Genomic DNA, 15,602 nt, shown 5'->3' on the forward strand with positions numbered 1-15,602 from the left:
GCCTCCTCCGATGCATGCCGATCATTTTTGTTGTGGTTTTCGGCTGTTCGGGCTATCGGTTCGTATAGTGAACCATAGCTTCAAATATAGACTTGCAAACATCGATCAACCCTGTCAAGTTAATTCGCATGTTAAGTAGATTGCGTCCGCCGCTTGGGTGGAATAGCGATCGACATGCGATGAGGAACGGAACTCAGGTGTTTGGCGTGCGGGTCTGGGGAAGCGAACAAGGAGAGACCTTATGAGCACCGTTGGCAAAGCCCTGTCCCTGCTGGACAGCCTCTCGCAATTGACCACAGATTCGGGACTGACGGACATCGCGCGGCTGTGCAATCTGGACAAGGCAACAGCCCGCCGCCTGCTGGTGGAGCTGGAAAAACACGGCTTCGTCGAGCAGGACACGGAGACCCGCAAATACCGGATTGGCGCGGCACCGGTCCGTCTGGCCCGCATCCGGGAAGCGCGATATCCGCTGCTGCGCGTAGCCGTTCCCTTCGTCAAGGCGTTGGTGGAGGCAGCGGAAGAGACGGTCCACATGTCGGAATTTGCCAGCGGGCGATTGGCGACGATCCATGTGGAGGACTCGCCGCGCGCGCATCGGGTGATCGTCGAGGTCGGCACCTATTTGCCGTTTCACGCGACCGCATCGGGTCTGGCCTTTCTGGCGTTTTCGTCGCCCAGCCTGATTGAGGCCGTTCTGGCCAAGCCGCTTCAGAGCTTCACCAGCCACACCGTGACGGATGCAGCCGTCCTGCGACGGATGCTGCAGGAGACGGTCGAGCGTGGATATTCGGTCGGCGACCAGGGCATGGAGGTCGGTGTTGTCAGTACGGCGGCACCGATCCTTTCTCCGAGCGGTCAGCCGATCGGCACGATCACCATCGCGGCGCCCGTTGCGCGGGCCAAGGCAACGACCCTTGCCCGTTTCGGTGCCTCCGTCACGGACGCCGCTAAGCGCATTTCAGAAAAATACTACGGGTCGGAAAGACCCTCGGGAACACGACAATAAAAACATGGGAACCGAGTTGAATGAGCCCTGGAGCACCAACCGCCAGCACGCATACACCGAATATCCTCGTCATCGGAACGGGTGACACGAAATCGGACGAGTTGCAGTTCATGGCCGATATCATCCGTCAGGCCGGCGGCGAGCCGGTCATGGTCGATGTCAGCGTCCTCTCGGACCCGCCGTATCGGCCGGATTATTCGCGCCATGACATTGCAGCCGCCGCCGGCACCACGATCGAGGCGATCATTGGCAGCGGCGACGAGCATTCGGCGATGGAATTGATGTCGGCTGGTGCCGCGACGCTTGCCAAGGCGCTGCATGCCGCCGGCAAGGCGGATGCGATCATTGCACTCGGCGGCTCCATGGGCACTGATCTTGCGCTGGATGTGGCGGCGGCTCTGCCGCTTGGCGTGCCGAAATTTGTCGCGTCCACCATTGCCTATTCGCACCTTGTTCCGCCTGAGCGTATTGCGCCGGATCTGATGATGATCCTGTGGGCGGGCGGATTGTATGGGCTGAACGGCATTTGCCGCGCCGTGCTCTCCCAGGCCTGCGGCGCTGTTGTGGGGGCTGCGCGCACCAGCGTCAGACCGTCGCAGGAGCGCCCTCTCATCGGCATGACCTCGCTCGGCGCGAGTTGCCTGCGCTACATGAAACATCTGCGTCCGGAACTGGAGCGTCGGGGCTATGAAGTGGCCGTGTTCCACTCCACCGGCATGGGTGGGCGGGCCTACGAGGCGATAGCCGCTCAGAAGGGTTTTGCCGCCGTTTTCGATTTCTGCATGCAGGAAGTCGTCAATCACCAGAACGGTACGGTGGTCACGTCAGGCCCGGATCGGCTGGAAAACGCCGGGCGTTTCGGCATTCCGCAGCTGGTAGCGCCGGGGGCCATGGACATGGTGGATATGCCTTCCTGGCAGGTCCGCCCGCCTGCGCTGGCAGAACGGCCCTATCATGCGCATAACCGACTGATCGGCTCGGTTACCACATCGCAGGACGGGCGACGGGCGACTGCGGCCCTGATCGGCGAAAAACTGTCGCATGCAACGGCGCCTGTTGCCTTTCTCCTGCCCCTGCATGGGGTGCAGGCCTGGGATCTGCCGGGCGAGCCGCTGCACGATCCGGATGGCCTGGCGGCCTTCAACGTCGCCATGCGCAGCGCGATCCCGGCTGGCGTGACGCTGCACGAGGTCGAGGCCCATATCAATTCTCCTCTTTTTTCTGAACGGGCCCTTGCCGTCTTTGACGCCTGGGTTTCCGAAGGCATTATTCCGGAAGGCAGACCATGACAGGCAACCGTGCTCTCATCCTCGATTTCGGCGGCGTTGTGACCCGCACGCTGTTCGAGACCCACGACATTACCGAGCGGGCGCTCGGTCTGCCGGCCGGCACGCTCTGCTGGCGTGGTCCTTTTGACACGACAACCGATCCGCTCTGGGTCTCCATGCAGAACCGCGAGATCACCGAGCGTGACTACTGGATGACGCGGACCGCCGAAGTCGGTCGTCTCGTCGGCGAAGACTGGACCGACATGAAGACCTTCGTACAGCGGGCCCGCGGTGCCGAGGCCGAACTTGTCCTGCGCCCCGAAGCGCGCGAGGCGATCACCCGGGCGAAGGCGGCCGGGTTGAAGCTCGCCATCCTGTCAAACGAACTCGACCTGTTCTACGGCGTCGAGTTCCGCAAGCGTTTTCCGCTGATCGATCTCTTCGATGTGATCGTTGATGCGACCTATACGAAGATCCTGAAGCCGGATCCCCGTGCCTATGAGCAGGTGATCACCGAGGTCGGCCTGGATCGCCAGGCCTGCGTCTTCGTCGACGACCAGTTGAAGAATATCGAAGGTGCGCAGGCGGTTGATCTGCCCTGTGTGCATTTCGACGTCACACGCCCCGCGGACGGTTATGCCCGCGCCCTCTCCATGCTTGGACTTTGAGAAAAAAGGACGGCGCCATGCGCGAAACCAACTTTCTGACTGAAAACAATGCTCGTCACGCCTGGCATCCGATGGCGCATCCGGCCGACATGCTGGCCAATCCGCCCCGCATCATCAAGGCGGCATCCGGTGTCGAAATCACTGATATAGATGGCAAGACGGTGCTGGACGGTGTTGGCGGGCTGTGGAACGTCAATCTCGGCTACTCCTCGGAGCCGATCAAGCAGGCGATCCGTGAGCAGCTGGAAGAACTGCCCTATTATTCGGCCTTTCGTGGCACGACGCATCCGCCGCTGATCGAGCTTTCCTATGAGCTTGCAGAATGGTTCAAGGCGGACGGCTTGACCCGGGCGTTCTTCACCTCGGGCGGTTCGGATTCGGTGGAGACCTGCCTCCGGCTCGCCCGCCAGTATCACAAGGTCAATGGTCAGCCGGAACGCACCAAGTTCGTTGCGCTGAAAAAGGGCTATCACGGCACGCATTTCGGCGGCGCCTCGGTTAATGGCAATGCCAACAACCGGCGCAACTACGAGCCGCTTCTGCCCGGCGTCTCGCATCTGGCCGCGCCTTACGCTTATCGCAACCCCTTCGGCACAGACGATCCGGCCGAGATTGCTGCTGCCATCGGCCGGCAATTCGAGGACGAGATCGCCTTCCAGGGCGCTGATACCATCGCGGCCTTCATCATGGAGCCGGTGCTGGGTGCTGGCGGCATCATGGTGCCGCACGAAACCTTCATGCCGCTGATGCGCGAGATCTGCGACCGACACGGCATCCTGTTGATCGCCGACGAGGTGATCACTGCTTTTGGCCGCACCGGTGCATGGACTGGGTCGCGCCTCTGGGGCGTGAAGCCGGACATGATGTCGACGGCCAAGGCCATCACCAATGGCTATTTCCCCTTCGGCGCCGTGATGATCGCCGACAAGATCGCCCAGGCATTCGAGGCGAACAAGAATACGCTCGGCACGATTGGCCATGGCTATACCTATTCCGGCCATCCGGTGGGGGCCGCAGCCGCGCTCGCGACGCTGAAGGAGACCAAGCGTCTCGATGTCGCGACCAATGCCGGGGCGCGTGGGGAGGAACTGCTGGCGGGCTTGCGCGAACTCCAGACCCGGCATGAATTGATCGGTGACGTGCGCGGCAAGGGGCTGATGTGCGCACTCGAACTGGTCAGCGATCGCGCGACAAAAACGGGTGCTTCAAAGGGCGTGGTCCAGACCGTGCAGGACAAGGCCTATGAGGCCGGCGTCATGGTGCGCACGTCCGGGACCAACGTCATCGTCTCCCCATCCCTGATCATCACCACCGAGCATGTGAACCGCATTCTTGCGGCTCTCGATGCCGGATTGACTGCGGCCGCGGGAGGTAAGTGAGATGACCGATAACGCAACCCTGCTGGCACGCCGTGAGCGGCTTTTGGGCCGTAACATGTCGACGTTCTATCAGGATCCGGTCCAGTTGGTGCGCGGAGAGGGCGTCTGGCTCTGGGATGCCGATGGCCGCAAATATCTCGACTGCTACAACAATGTGCCGCATGTCGGCCATTGCCATCCGCGCGTGGTCGAGGCGATCACCCGCCAGGCCTCGACGCTGAACACGCATACGCGCTATCTGCACGAGGGCATCCTGAATTATGTCGAGCGGCTGACGGCCACCTTCGACAAAAGCCTCGACACGGCGATCATGACCTGCACCGGCAGCGAGGCCAATGACGTGGCCTTGCGCATGGCGCAGGCCGTGACCGGCAAGACGGGTGTCATTGCCACCGACTTCACCTATCACGGCAATACCACGGCCGTGTCGCAGCTCTCGATCCGCATGCCCCCCGTCGGCGGTTATGGCGGCCATGTCCGCCATGTTCCGGCGCCTGACAGCTATCGCCCGCTTGGTGGCGAGCCCGGTGACGCCTTTGCGAAAGCCTTTGCCGCAGAGGTGGAAAAGGCGATCGCCTCGCTGCAGGAAAGCCCGTTCGGCTTTTCCGCGCTGATCATCTGCCCGTATTTCGCCAATGAGGGTTTTCCGGATCTGCCGGCAGGCTTCCTCGACAAGGCTGTCGCTGCCGTGCGCAAGGCGGGCGGTCTCGTCATCTGCGACGAAGTTCAGCCGGGATTCGGCCGGACCGGCGGTCACATGTGGGGTCACCAGCGCATCGGCATCCTGCCCGACGTGGTGACCCTCGGCAAACCGATGGGCAATGGCCATCCGGTCGGCGGCGTTGTCGCCAATGCCGATACGCTCAATGCCTTCCGCAAGGCCTTCCGTTATTTCAACACGTTTGGCGGAAATCCGGTGTCGAGTGCGGCGGCCATGGCGGTTCTCGATGTGATCGAGGACGAGAAGCTGATGGAGAATGCCCGCATCGTCGGTGCTTACGCCAAGGATGGCTTGAAGCGGCTGGCCGCAAAACACGACATTATCGGCGACGTGCGTGGCAACGGTCTGTTTTTCGGTGCGGAACTGGTGCTCGATCGGGAAACGAAAGCCGGTGCCGCCGATATCGCCACACGGGTGATCAACGAGATGCGTCAGCGGGGCGTGCTGATGGGCAAGCTCGGCATCCACCAATGCGCCACCAAGATCCGGCCGCCCATGCCCTTTTCCAAGGACAATGCCGACCTGATGCTCTCCACTCTTGACGACGTGTTGGCGGGGCTGTGACAGCGCAGATGGAACACAAGAACAGCGTTCCGACGCTTGAGGCACTGACAGCGCGCGCCCAGCAGGCGCTCGCTGCCTGGGGGCTTGCCGCACAAACGCCGGAACTTCTCAAATATCGCGAAAATGCAGTCTTTCGCATCCGCCTTGCCAATGGCGAGCCGGCGGCTCTTCGGCTGCATCGGCCGGGTTATCACGGTCAGCCTGCACTCGTTTCGGAACTGGCCTGGATGGCTGCCTTGGGCGAAGCCGGTCTGCGGGTTCCGGTGCCCGTGGCGACCACGGATGGACGTCATATCATCGGCCTGGATGAAAGCCATGATTTCGCCAGCCAGCATGCCGATATCGTCAGCTGGATGCGGGGGGCACCACTCGGTCGGTCTGGTGTGCCACTGTCCCATACACCGGATGCGCTCGTCGGGATCTTCCGGGCGCTGGGTGACGCCATGGCGCGGATGCATGCGATCAGCGATGCCTGGGCGTCGTCTGCGTCCTTTGTCCGTCCCGCCTGGAATGTTGACGGGTTGCTCGGGGAGACGCCGCTCTGGGGACGGTTCTGGGATTGCCCCGGCTTGTCGCCAGAGGAGGCACGACGCCTAAGCGAGTTGTGTGACAGTCTACGAAAACGAGTGGAGGAGAGCGGCGCCCTGGGGCTCGACTACGGTCTGATCCACGCAGATCTGGTGCGGGAAAACGTGCTCATCGACGGCGACAAGATCGAGATGATCGATTTCGATGATGGCGGCCATGGCTGGCGCATGTTCGACATCGCGACGGCGCTGTTCAAGAACCGGGACGAACCGGCCTATCCCCTGATGGCGGCGGCGTTGATCGAAGGTTATCGCACCGTCCGATCGCTGCCGGATAACCACCTCGAGACGCTGCCCCTGTTCATGTTGTTGCGCAGCGTCACCTATATCGGCTGGGCCGGGCATCGCTTGGACATGCCGGATACGGCCGAGCGGCTCAAGCGTTACGTCGCCGATACATTGGCATTGGCGGGTGAGGTCGCCTGACGTCTGGCGACTTTGGTCAGGCAAATTTGCGATGGGCCGTCGCCCGCCCCATTGCGGGCGCGGGAGGATTTGACATTCGCCAAAAATTGTTAACATGCTCACTAAATACGAAACCGGCTTTGGGAGGAGGCGGATATGTATCTGGAGAGCTTTGCGGGAAAAATCCCGCAGCAATGGCCGAGCCTGCATTTCGATGATTGGTCGGCGAACCTGAAATCGATCTGCGGCACTTTCAATCCAAGCCGGCTTGATCGCCGTGATCGCGTCGTTGGAGGAGCGGAGGTCTCGAATGCCGGTGGCATGGAAGTCGCCCAGGTCGCCAACAATCTCGATTTCATCCGCCGCGATCCTGACGATATCCGGGCGGACCATGGGGACAACCTTTTCCTGTTGCTGCAACTGGAAGGGTCCTGCGGGATAGAGCAATCCGGCCGCCAGGAGCGGCTCGACCCCGGGGAATGCATTCTGGTCGATTCGGCACGGCCTTCGATGTTCTATTTTGGCGGCTCGTTTTCCAACCATCTCTCCGTTCACATGCCGCGCCAGTTCCTTCTGTCGGACAGGTCCACGCGCATGTCGGTCAGCCGCAAGATCGGCGCCGACGATCCGATGTCGGTCATGCTCGGCGCGCTCATCGCAAAGCTGATGAAGACGTCGAACCACGACAGTCGGGCGCCCCATCTGCGCGAACTGCTGTTCAACACGACCCGTCAGGCCTTTGCTTCCGATCCCGGCGAAGAGCTTTTCCTGCGACCAGACAGCATGACCGGGCGGATCGAGGTGGTGCAGGTGCTCATCGACGAGAACCTGACGGAGGAATGGCTGACCCCGCAATGGCTGGCAAACAGGATCGGCGTGTCGCTCCGCACCCTGCAGGAAGACATGAATGCCCAGGGCACGACGGTGACCGGCATGATCAAGCTGAAGCGATTGCATCTGGCACGGGCCCGGCTCGAGAGCCTGCGTGGAACGCGCCAGCCGGGGGCCATCGCCGATGTCGCCTATTCAGTCGGGTTCAACGATATCTCCTATTTCAACCGGAGTTTCCGCAAGCTGTTCGATTGCTCGCCGAAGGATGTCGCATCCTGATTGTCGATTGCGCGGGTCGTCGCGTTTTTGTCCAATTCGGGCCGCGTCCCGTTCCAAGACGACGGCTCTGACGGGCGCTAACCTCCTCCCATGATCGTGCATGGGAGGATGCCTCGTGAAGGAATACGGACTCGTCATCGATGGACAGTCGATCGCTACCGCGCGCCACAGACAGGTAAAGAACCCGTCGACGGGTGAGGTGGTCGGGCTGTCGCCGCTCGCATCGCTCGATAACCTGGAAGCGGCCATCGCCGCCGCCAAGCGGGCCTTTCCGGGTTGGGCCGCGACCAGTTCGCAAGAGCGCGCCGCCTTGTGCGCGAAGATTGCCGAGACCATCGAGGCTCACGCGGATGAACTCTCCCACCTTCTGACCCTGGAGCAGGGCAAGCCGCTGAACGGCCTCGGCTCACGCTTCGAGATCGGCGGTGCGGTCGCTTGGGCCCGCTATACCGCCTCGCTCGAACTGCCGGTCGAGATCGTGCAGGATGGACCGGAAGGCCGGGTCGAGCTGCACCGCAAGCCCATCGGTGTCGTTGGCGCAATCACGCCGTGGAACTGGCCGGTGATGATCGCCTGCTGGCACATCATTCCCGCCATTCGCACCGGCAACACCGTCGTCATCAAGCCTTCACCGAACACGCCGCTGTCGACCATCCGGCTGGTGGAACTGCTCAACACTGTCGTTCCGCCGGGCGTGGTCAACGTCATCACCGATGACAATGATCTCGGCAGCGCGCTGACAACTCACAAGGATATCGCCAAGGTCACCTTCACAGGGTCGACGGCCACCGGTCGCCGGGTCATGGCGTCGGCGGCCGACACATTGAAGCGCCTGACGCTGGAACTCGGCGGAAACGATGCCGGCATCGTGCTGCCGGATGCGGATCCCAAGGCGATTGCCGAGGGCCTGTTCTGGGGCGCCTTCATCAACAGTGGCCAGACCTGCGCCTGCCTCAAGCGCCTCTACGTCCATGACAGCATCTATGATGCCGTTTGCGAAGCGCTTGCCGCCTATGCGGAGCAGATCAAGGTCGGCGACGGGCTGGCAGATGACAGCGTGCTCGGACCGCTTCAGAACGCGCAGCAGTTCGCCATCGTGTCCGATTATGTCAACGACGCGATCGAAAAGGGCGGACGGGTGCTGACGGGCGGACAACCGACCGCGGGGGCGGGTTACTTCTATCCCGTCACGCTGATTGCGGACCTGCAGCACGGCGCCAAGCTCGTCGATCTCGAGCAATTCGGTCCGGCGCTGCCGATCGTCCGATACCATGACATCGAAGAGGCCATCGCCATGGCCAATGACAATCCGAGCGGTCTCGGCGGGTCCGTCTGGTCCAGCGACGTGGCGCAGGCCAAAGCGGTCGCGAGCCGCCTCGAATGCGGTTCGGTCTGGATCAACAAGCACGGTGCTATCCAGCCCAATGCGCCCTTCGGCGGCGTCAAGCAATCCGGCGTCGGGGTGGAGTTCGGCGTCGATGGGCTGAAGGAATTCACGGTCATCCAGACCGTCTTTTCCTGATTTTGACCGGCAAGACGAAGTTGCTGGCTTGGCGAAACGGAAGCCTGCTTCCGGGAGGGGAGTTCCATGCGTGAATTTGACTATATCGTGGTCGGAGGCGGTTCATCGGGTTCGGTGGTCGCTGCCCGCCTGTCGGAAAATCCGGCCAACCGCGTGCTGCTGATCGAAAGCGGCCAGAAGGACAGCGATCGCTTCATCCACATTCCGGCGACCTTCTTCAAGGTCATCGAGAAAGGACGCGACGTCCATTTCTATACGTCCGAGCCGGATGCGGGTCTTAAGGGCAAGCCGAACATCGTGCCCCAGGGCAATGTGCTCGGTGGCGGCAGTTCGATCAATGCGATGATCTATATCCGTGGCCAGCGCCAGGATTACGACACCTGGGCGCAGATGGGCTGCCGATCCTGGTCCTATGACAAGGTTCTCCCGGTGTTCCGGGACATCGAGGGCAATCAGCGGCTGGCGGGCGAATTTCATGGCGGCGAGGGGGCCCTGAAGGTCTCAGACCGCAGGTTCGGCCATCCTCTGTCCTGGGCCTTCGTGCGTGCCGCCCAGGAAGCGGGTCTGCGCTACAACGAAGACTTTAATGGCCAGCTGCAGGAGGGCGTCGGTTTCTACCAGACGACGACCAATAACGGTCGTCGCTGGAGTGCGGCTCAGGCCTTCCTGCGCGACGCGGAGAACCGCTCCAACCTTGAGATCCTGACCGGAACCAAGGTTCACAAGGTGTTGTTCGAAGGGCGGACGGCGGCCGGCGTCCAGTTGTCGACGGGCGAGCGCATCAAGGCCCGCGGCGAGATCGTGCTGACGGCCGGGGCCATCGCGACGCCAAAAATCCTGCAACTGTCCGGCATCGGTGCTGCAGCGCAACTGGCTGCCCACGGCATCGACGTTGTCACTGACCTGCCGGGCGTTGGCGAGAATTATCAGGATCACCTGGAAGCCACGGTGCAGGCCGAGGTGCGTGACCCGATCTCGCTGTTTGGGCAGGATCGTGGTCTGCCTGCCGTCGGCCACATGCTGCAATACATGCTGACCAAGACCGGGCTTCTCACCTCCACCGTGGTCGAATCCGGTGGTTTCGTCGACACCGCGGGCACGGGGCAGCCGGATATCCAGTTCCATGTGCTGCCAAGCTTCAACGGTTTCGGCGAGCGTGAGGCGCACCCAGGACACGGCATTTCGATCGGGCCGTGTTTCCTGCGACCCCAGTCGCGCGGCACGGTGAAGCTGCGCTCGTCCAATCCGGACGATCCGGCGCTGTTTAATGCCAACAGCTTTTCAAACCCGGCCGATCTGGAGACGCTGGTTCGTGGCGTGGAACTTGCCATCCGGATCACCGAAGCACCATCGCTCGCCAGGCTAATCAAGCGGCGCGTTCTGCCCGAGCCGGGTGTCGAGAAGGATCAGGAGGCCTTGCGCGACTATATCCGCAGCGTGTCGAAGACCGTGTTTCATCCGTCTGGTACCGCCAAGATGGGGCCTGCCGATGATCGCATGGCCGTAGTCGGCGAGGATCTTAAGGTGTTCGGCGTCGACCGGTTGAGGGTTGCTGACGCCTCCATCATGCCGACGCTCGTGTCCGGTAACACCAATGCACCGACGATCATGATCGGGGAGCGGGCAAGCCGCTTCATTCTAGGAAAGGATCTTGCCGCCTGAGGAGGAGCGAGGGCGGCATTGATCGGCCATTTGGCCACGCGCCGGGATCATCCGGCTCCCATGGGAGGAAACAACATGCAGAGTGCGCATTTTCTTTATGGTGCGGCCGCAGTCGCGGCCCTGTTTTTTGCCAATGTCGGAACGGCTGTCGCTGCACCGAGCTGCGGTTTGAACACTGGTCAGGTGGCAAGCGGGGCGCCGATAAAGGTCGGTGCGATCGTCGGCCAGACGGGCCCGGACGACTTTTCGTCTGCATCAAAGGCGGCAAAGGCCTATTTCGACTGCATTAATGCCAATGGCGGCATCAATGGGCGCCCGGTGGAATATCTGGTCGAGGACGATCAGTGGAACCCGGAAGTCGCCGCCCAGGTGGCAACCAAGCTTGTGAAGGACAAAAAGGTTGTCGCCCTGGTCGGCAATGCCTCCTTCGTCGAGATGGGCGTCAACGCTAAGCTCTACGAAGAAGAAGGCGTGATGGCGATGGCCTCCGGCTGCGCGGTGGCGGAATGTTTTGAATCGCGCAACATCGTGTCGACCAATGAAGGCCCGCTTCCTTCGTCGGTCGGGGCTGCGCAGTGGGCGGTGGGTAATCTCGGCTCGAAGAACGTCGTCTGCATCGGTCTGACCATCCCGAGTGTGGGGCCCTATTCCTGCGGCTGGACGGAAAAATATATGCAGTCAAAGGGGCTTTCTGGCTCCAGCGTGCTGCTCGATCCATCTGCGGCCGACATGAACTCCGCCTTCCTGGAAGCCGTTGCATCGGGGGCCGATACCATCCTCGTCAACCTGCCTGCCGGCATGGCGGCTGCGCTGTTAAAAGTCGTGCAGGAATCGGGCCAGCGGGACAATTACAAATGGATCTCCTCCACCCCGCTTTATGATCGCGATGTGCCCGCCATGCTCGGCGACGGCTGGGCGGGTGTCTTGTATGTCAACGCCGAACTGACGCCGATCGACGGCACGGGTCCGGATGCCACCAACTGGCGCGATGTGCTCGATACCCATGGCAAACCCGAGGACCCGCGCGACACCTTCAGCCAGGCCGGTTATCTCTCGGCGCGCTTCTTCGTCGATGCGCTTTTGAAACAGGATCCGGCGAAGCTCGATCGTGCCAGCGTCACCGCGGCAATCCGCGGCATCAAGAACTATACCTCCGATCTGCTCTGCGGCCCTTATTATGTCGGCAATGGCGACCGCCACATGCCGAACCATGCCAATACAATGGTCCAGATGGTCGCGGGCGGCTACAAGGTGGTCGGTGAGTGCGCCGACGTCGACAGCGCCTATCTCGAGCCTTACCGCGCCGACGAAAAAGCGCTCGGCATTGGCAACTGAGGATGTCAGGTATGTTGGGCGCCTATGGAATGTTCCTGGTTTCGGGGCTTGCCGTCGGCGCCCTTTATGCGCTGGGCGGCGTGGGATTGGTGATCCTCAACCGCGCCACCGGTGTGCTTAACTTTGCCTATGGTGCCATCGGTGCCATGGGCGCCATGACGGCTTGGCAGATCCTCGAATGGCATTTGCCCGAACCGCTGGCCTGGGTTGCTGCGATATCGGTCAGCTTTGCCCTGTCGCTGGGGTTCGGGCTTCTCGTCGCGCCGAAACTGTCGCATCGCGAACCGGTCATCAAGGCCGTCGCGACACTTGGCTTTGCGCTCTGCCTGCTGGGGCTGATGAACCTGATCTGGGTGGTCACCTCCCGCAAGCTGGGGCTGTTTTCGGATCCGGTCGGGGTGCAGCTTCTCGGACTACGCGTCAATGGCACACGGCTGATCGCCTTTGGCGGCGGGTTTTTTGCCACGGTCGCCATGGGCATCTATCTCACCCGCACTCGCACGGGTCTCTTGATGCGGGCGCTTGCCGACAATCGCGAGGTATCCGGCGTGTTGGGTGTGCCCGTTCGCAAGGTCGAGGCGATCGCCTGGGGTATTTCCGGTGCTCTCGCCGGGTTCACAGGGCTGCTGTTCGGCGATCTTGTCCGGCTGGATCCGGCTGTGCTGACCTTTCTCGTCATCCCCGTCATCGCCACCACGATTATCGGCCGGCTGACGTCCATTCCTGTCACCTTTTCGGCGGGACTGGTCATCGGGATCACGGAAAGCATGCTGACCCTTGTCAAGCCGATCGCGCCGTTCCGGGTTGCCGCCCCCTTCGTCATCGCCACGCTCGCCCTGATGTGGCTGCAGCGCAGCCGCCGCCTGACTTTTGCCGGGGAAGATTGATATGTCCTTGCCACACGACCTGTCCTTCTCCGCGGCTGCCCCGTCAGAAAAACCCGCGATTGCGCGATCCACCGTTCCGGTGATTGCCTGTGTGCTTGCTCTGGCCTTCCTGCCGCCGCTCTTCCTGGCGGCACTCTGGCTTAAGGTTCTGACGGGCGTTGCCATCTACACGCTGACATCTGCGTCGATCGCGTTGCTTTATCGGCGGCTGGGCCTCGTTTCGCTGGCGCATGTGGCGCTGATGGGGGCTGGCGGCTGGGTTGGGCTGCGGTTTGCCTATGGTTTCGGCACGCCGTTCGAGGTCAACCTTTTGGCCGGCGGTATCGCGGCTGCCATTTTCGGCATGATCTTCGCCTATCCGGCGCTTCGCATGCGGGGCCTTTATCTGGCGCTGGTGACGCTGATGATCGCCGGTGCCTTTGCCATCCTGGTCAATGTCATTCAGTTCCCGAATGGCGGGGAGGGGGTTTTAGGCTTTGCGGTCAAGGCTGCCGGATACATGCCGCGCCCGGTTTTTGCGGGCTCGGACGCAGGGTATTTTAGCTACTGCGTCATTGTTGCGGCGCTCGGCATGGGGCTGATCCACTGGCATGAGAAGGCCAGACCCGGCAGGGCCTGGGCGATGATCCGCCGTTCGGAAGCCGCCGCCATGTCGGCCGGCGTCGATGTCACCCACTACAAGATCTGGGCTTTTGCATTGTCCGGCTTTCTGGCCGGCGTCGCCGGGGTGTTGCTCGCCGGCAATCTGCAGATGCTCGACGCGAGAAGTTTTCCGGCGGCGGAATCGGTGATGATTTTTGCGCTCACCATTGTCGGCGGGGCCTGGACCCATCTCGGGGCGATCGTTGCTGCTGGCCTCTATCGATTCGTGCCGGCGCTGCTCAACGATCTCGGGGTGAATGGCGATGCGGCCTATATCATTTTCGGCGCAGCGCTCATTCACGCCTTGGCCACGGCGCCCCGCGGCCTGGCCGGCCAGATCGAGGACCGCGCGCGTGGCCTCATTGCCCGGGCCAGAAAGGATCAGTCGCGATGATCGAGATCGACAATCTCACCGTCAGTTTCGGCGGCGTGACCGCGCTCCGGTCAGTTTCGGTTTCGCTCGATGCGCCGGTCGTCGGCATTATCGGACCGAACGGCGCGGGCAAGACCACCTTTCTCAACGTCCTGTCGGGCTTTGTTCGGCCCCAGGCCGGCCGTATTCTGGCCTTTGGCGATGACCTTACCGGGCTTTTGCCGCATCAGCGCGCGCGCTGGGGTCTGCGGCGTTCCTTCCAGAAGGAGCAGGCCGTCGATGAACTCACCGTCGAGGACAATGTGCGCGTGGTTCTCGACGCCTTGCCGCTGTCGCGCGGCGAGGGGGAACGCTTCCTGCAGCAGGCGCTGGAGTTCACCGGCATGACTGCCTTGCGCCGGCAGCCGGTCGCCACACTCAATTCCTTCGAACGGCGGATGACGGAACTGGCGCGATGTGTGGCCGGCCGTCCGAAGCTGATCCTGCTTGACGAGCCCGGTGCGGGCTTTTCACAAATTGAAGTTGCGCGGCTTCGCAGCGTGATCACCGAGATTGCGGGTACGATCGGCGCCAGGACATTTCTGATCGACCATGACGTGGATCTGATCCAGGCAACCTGTCAGCATACCATGGTGCTCGATTTCGGATCGCTGGTCACCTATGGCGAGACCGCGACGGTTTTGGCCGACGATCGCGTTCGCGCTGTTTATCTGGGAACGGAGGAGGTGGAATGAGCGTGCTTGAAATCCGCAACCTGTCGGTCCGTCGCGGCGTCAAGCGGGTCGTCGACGACGTGACCATGCAGCTTGCGCCCGGCAAGGTGACGGCGCTGCTGGGGCCGAATGGCGCGGGCAAGAGTTCGCTGGTGCTGGCCCTGGCCGGGGCGTTACCATTGGAAGCGGGAACCATCATGTTCGCCGGTCGCTCGCTCGGTGGCGCGAGCACGCAGGTCGTACGCTCTGCCGGCATCGCGGCTGTGCCTGAAGGCCATCGCGTGCTGGCGGGCCTGTCGGTCGAGGACAATCTGATGACCGCCGGCCACGGGCATTCGACGGCGGCACTCACCCAGGCTCTCGACGAGATCTATGCGATCTTCGGGGAACTGGCCGAACGCCGGAACCAGCGGGCAGGCTCCATGTCTGGCGGGCAGCAGCAGATGCTGGCGCTGGGTCAGGCGCTGATCTGCCGACCCAAATTTATCCTTGCCGACGAGATGTCGCTCGGCCTTGCACCGCTAATCGTCAAGCGCCTTATGGGCGTGGTCGCCCGTCTGGCCCGCGAAGGAACGGGTATCCTGCTGATCGAGCAGTTCACGGCCGTCGCACTGTCGCTGGCTGACGAAGCCCATGTCATGGCGCGAGGACGTCTCGCCTATAGCGGAGATCCGCATGTGCTCGTCAAGGATCCGGAAATCCTGCACAAGGCTTATCTGACGTAGCGCAGCACACATTGATGAGAGCCAGAAAATGA

General features: G+C 62.2%; 14 protein-coding genes. All 14 read left to right on the top strand.

Annotated elements, in window-relative coordinates:
* The first annotated feature begins 241 nt into the window (after positions 1 to 241).
* Entirely contained in the window at positions 242 to 1,009 is a 768-nt protein-coding gene (locus tag AC4CWH_RS06315; protein WP_491320860.1) for an IclR family transcriptional regulator, read from the top strand.
* A gap of 20 nt (positions 1,010 to 1,029) precedes the next feature.
* The gene (locus AC4CWH_RS06320) at positions 1,030 to 2,298 is read left to right on the top strand and encodes a Tm-1-like ATP-binding domain-containing protein (protein WP_491284941.1); all 1,269 of its coding nucleotides are present in this window, start codon (positions 1,030 to 1,032) and stop codon (positions 2,296 to 2,298) included.
* Positions 2,295 to 2,945: an HAD family hydrolase gene (locus AC4CWH_RS06325; protein WP_491320861.1), complete on the top strand. Its 651-nt coding sequence runs from the start codon at positions 2,295 to 2,297 to the stop codon at positions 2,943 to 2,945. The genes AC4CWH_RS06320 and AC4CWH_RS06325 overlap by 4 nt, the downstream gene beginning before the upstream one ends.
* 17 nt (positions 2,946 to 2,962) lie before the next feature.
* Positions 2,963 to 4,324, top strand: a complete 1,362-nt coding sequence (locus AC4CWH_RS06330; protein ID WP_491320862.1) for an aspartate aminotransferase family protein — start codon at positions 2,963 to 2,965, stop codon at positions 4,322 to 4,324.
* A 1-nt stretch (position 4,325) separates the two neighbouring features.
* Positions 4,326 to 5,609: an aspartate aminotransferase family protein gene (locus AC4CWH_RS06335; protein WP_491320863.1), complete on the top strand. Its 1,284-nt coding sequence runs from the start codon at positions 4,326 to 4,328 to the stop codon at positions 5,607 to 5,609.
* An 8-nt stretch (positions 5,610 to 5,617) separates the two neighbouring features.
* On the top strand, positions 5,618 to 6,622 hold the full coding sequence (locus tag AC4CWH_RS06340; RefSeq protein WP_491320864.1) for a phosphotransferase enzyme family protein: 1,005 nt from the start codon (positions 5,618 to 5,620) through the stop codon (positions 6,620 to 6,622).
* 135 nt (positions 6,623 to 6,757) lie between these two features.
* Positions 6,758 to 7,711 (top strand): helix-turn-helix domain-containing protein, encoded by a 954-nt coding sequence (locus AC4CWH_RS06345; RefSeq protein ID WP_491284952.1) that lies wholly within the window; start codon positions 6,758 to 6,760, stop codon positions 7,709 to 7,711.
* A 115-nt stretch (positions 7,712 to 7,826) separates the two neighbouring features.
* On the top strand, positions 7,827 to 9,233 hold the full coding sequence (locus AC4CWH_RS06350; RefSeq protein ID WP_491320865.1) for an aldehyde dehydrogenase family protein: 1,407 nt from the start codon (positions 7,827 to 7,829) through the stop codon (positions 9,231 to 9,233).
* A gap of 66 nt (positions 9,234 to 9,299) precedes the next feature.
* On the top strand, positions 9,300 to 10,895 hold the full coding sequence (locus AC4CWH_RS06355; protein WP_491320866.1) for a GMC family oxidoreductase: 1,596 nt from the start codon (positions 9,300 to 9,302) through the stop codon (positions 10,893 to 10,895).
* Positions 10,896 to 10,970: 75 nt separating this feature from the next.
* Positions 10,971 to 12,230: an ABC transporter substrate-binding protein gene (locus AC4CWH_RS06360; RefSeq protein WP_491320867.1), complete on the top strand. Its 1,260-nt coding sequence runs from the start codon at positions 10,971 to 10,973 to the stop codon at positions 12,228 to 12,230.
* Positions 12,231 to 12,241: 11 nt separating this feature from the next.
* The gene (locus tag AC4CWH_RS06365) at positions 12,242 to 13,117 is read left to right on the top strand and encodes a branched-chain amino acid ABC transporter permease (RefSeq protein WP_491320868.1); all 876 of its coding nucleotides are present in this window, start codon (positions 12,242 to 12,244) and stop codon (positions 13,115 to 13,117) included.
* A 1-nt stretch (position 13,118) separates the two neighbouring features.
* A complete protein-coding gene (locus tag AC4CWH_RS06370; protein ID WP_491320869.1) occupies positions 13,119 to 14,153 on the top strand; it encodes a branched-chain amino acid ABC transporter permease in 1,035 nt (344 codons plus the stop codon).
* Entirely contained in the window at positions 14,150 to 14,866 is a 717-nt protein-coding gene (locus AC4CWH_RS06375) for an ABC transporter ATP-binding protein (RefSeq protein ID WP_491320870.1), read from the top strand. Before AC4CWH_RS06370 ends, AC4CWH_RS06375 begins: the two co-directional genes overlap by 4 nt.
* A complete protein-coding gene (locus AC4CWH_RS06380) occupies positions 14,863 to 15,570 on the top strand; it encodes an ABC transporter ATP-binding protein (protein WP_491320871.1) in 708 nt (235 codons plus the stop codon). Before AC4CWH_RS06375 ends, AC4CWH_RS06380 begins: the two co-directional genes overlap by 4 nt.
* Positions 15,571 to 15,602 lie beyond the last annotated feature (32 nt).

The sequence above is a fragment of the Neorhizobium sp. PAMB6716 genome (genome assembly GCF_058242805.1).

Excerpts from the sequence above, each read along its gene's own strand:
- AC4CWH_RS06315 (WP_491320860.1), top strand. The coding sequence starts at position 242 with ATGAGCACCGTTGGCAAAGCCCTGTCCCTGCTGGACAGCCTCTCGCAA.
- AC4CWH_RS06320 (WP_491284941.1), top strand. The coding sequence starts at position 1,030 with ATGAGCCCTGGAGCACCAACCGCCAGCACGCATACACCGAATATCCTC.
- AC4CWH_RS06325 (WP_491320861.1), top strand. The coding sequence starts at position 2,295 with ATGACAGGCAACCGTGCTCTCATCCTCGATTTCGGCGGCGTTGTGACC.
- AC4CWH_RS06330 (WP_491320862.1), top strand. The coding sequence starts at position 2,963 with ATGCGCGAAACCAACTTTCTGACTGAAAACAATGCTCGTCACGCCTGG.
- AC4CWH_RS06335 (WP_491320863.1), top strand. The coding sequence starts at position 4,326 with ATGACCGATAACGCAACCCTGCTGGCACGCCGTGAGCGGCTTTTGGGC.
- AC4CWH_RS06340 (WP_491320864.1), top strand. The coding sequence starts at position 5,618 with ATGGAACACAAGAACAGCGTTCCGACGCTTGAGGCACTGACAGCGCGC.
- AC4CWH_RS06345 (WP_491284952.1), top strand. The coding sequence starts at position 6,758 with ATGTATCTGGAGAGCTTTGCGGGAAAAATCCCGCAGCAATGGCCGAGC.
- AC4CWH_RS06355 (WP_491320866.1), top strand. The coding sequence starts at position 9,300 with ATGCGTGAATTTGACTATATCGTGGTCGGAGGCGGTTCATCGGGTTCG.
- AC4CWH_RS06360 (WP_491320867.1), top strand. The coding sequence starts at position 10,971 with ATGCAGAGTGCGCATTTTCTTTATGGTGCGGCCGCAGTCGCGGCCCTG.
- AC4CWH_RS06365 (WP_491320868.1), top strand. The coding sequence starts at position 12,242 with ATGTTGGGCGCCTATGGAATGTTCCTGGTTTCGGGGCTTGCCGTCGGC.
- AC4CWH_RS06370 (WP_491320869.1), top strand. The coding sequence starts at position 13,119 with ATGTCCTTGCCACACGACCTGTCCTTCTCCGCGGCTGCCCCGTCAGAA.
- AC4CWH_RS06375 (WP_491320870.1), top strand. The coding sequence starts at position 14,150 with ATGATCGAGATCGACAATCTCACCGTCAGTTTCGGCGGCGTGACCGCG.
- AC4CWH_RS06380 (WP_491320871.1), top strand. The coding sequence starts at position 14,863 with ATGAGCGTGCTTGAAATCCGCAACCTGTCGGTCCGTCGCGGCGTCAAG.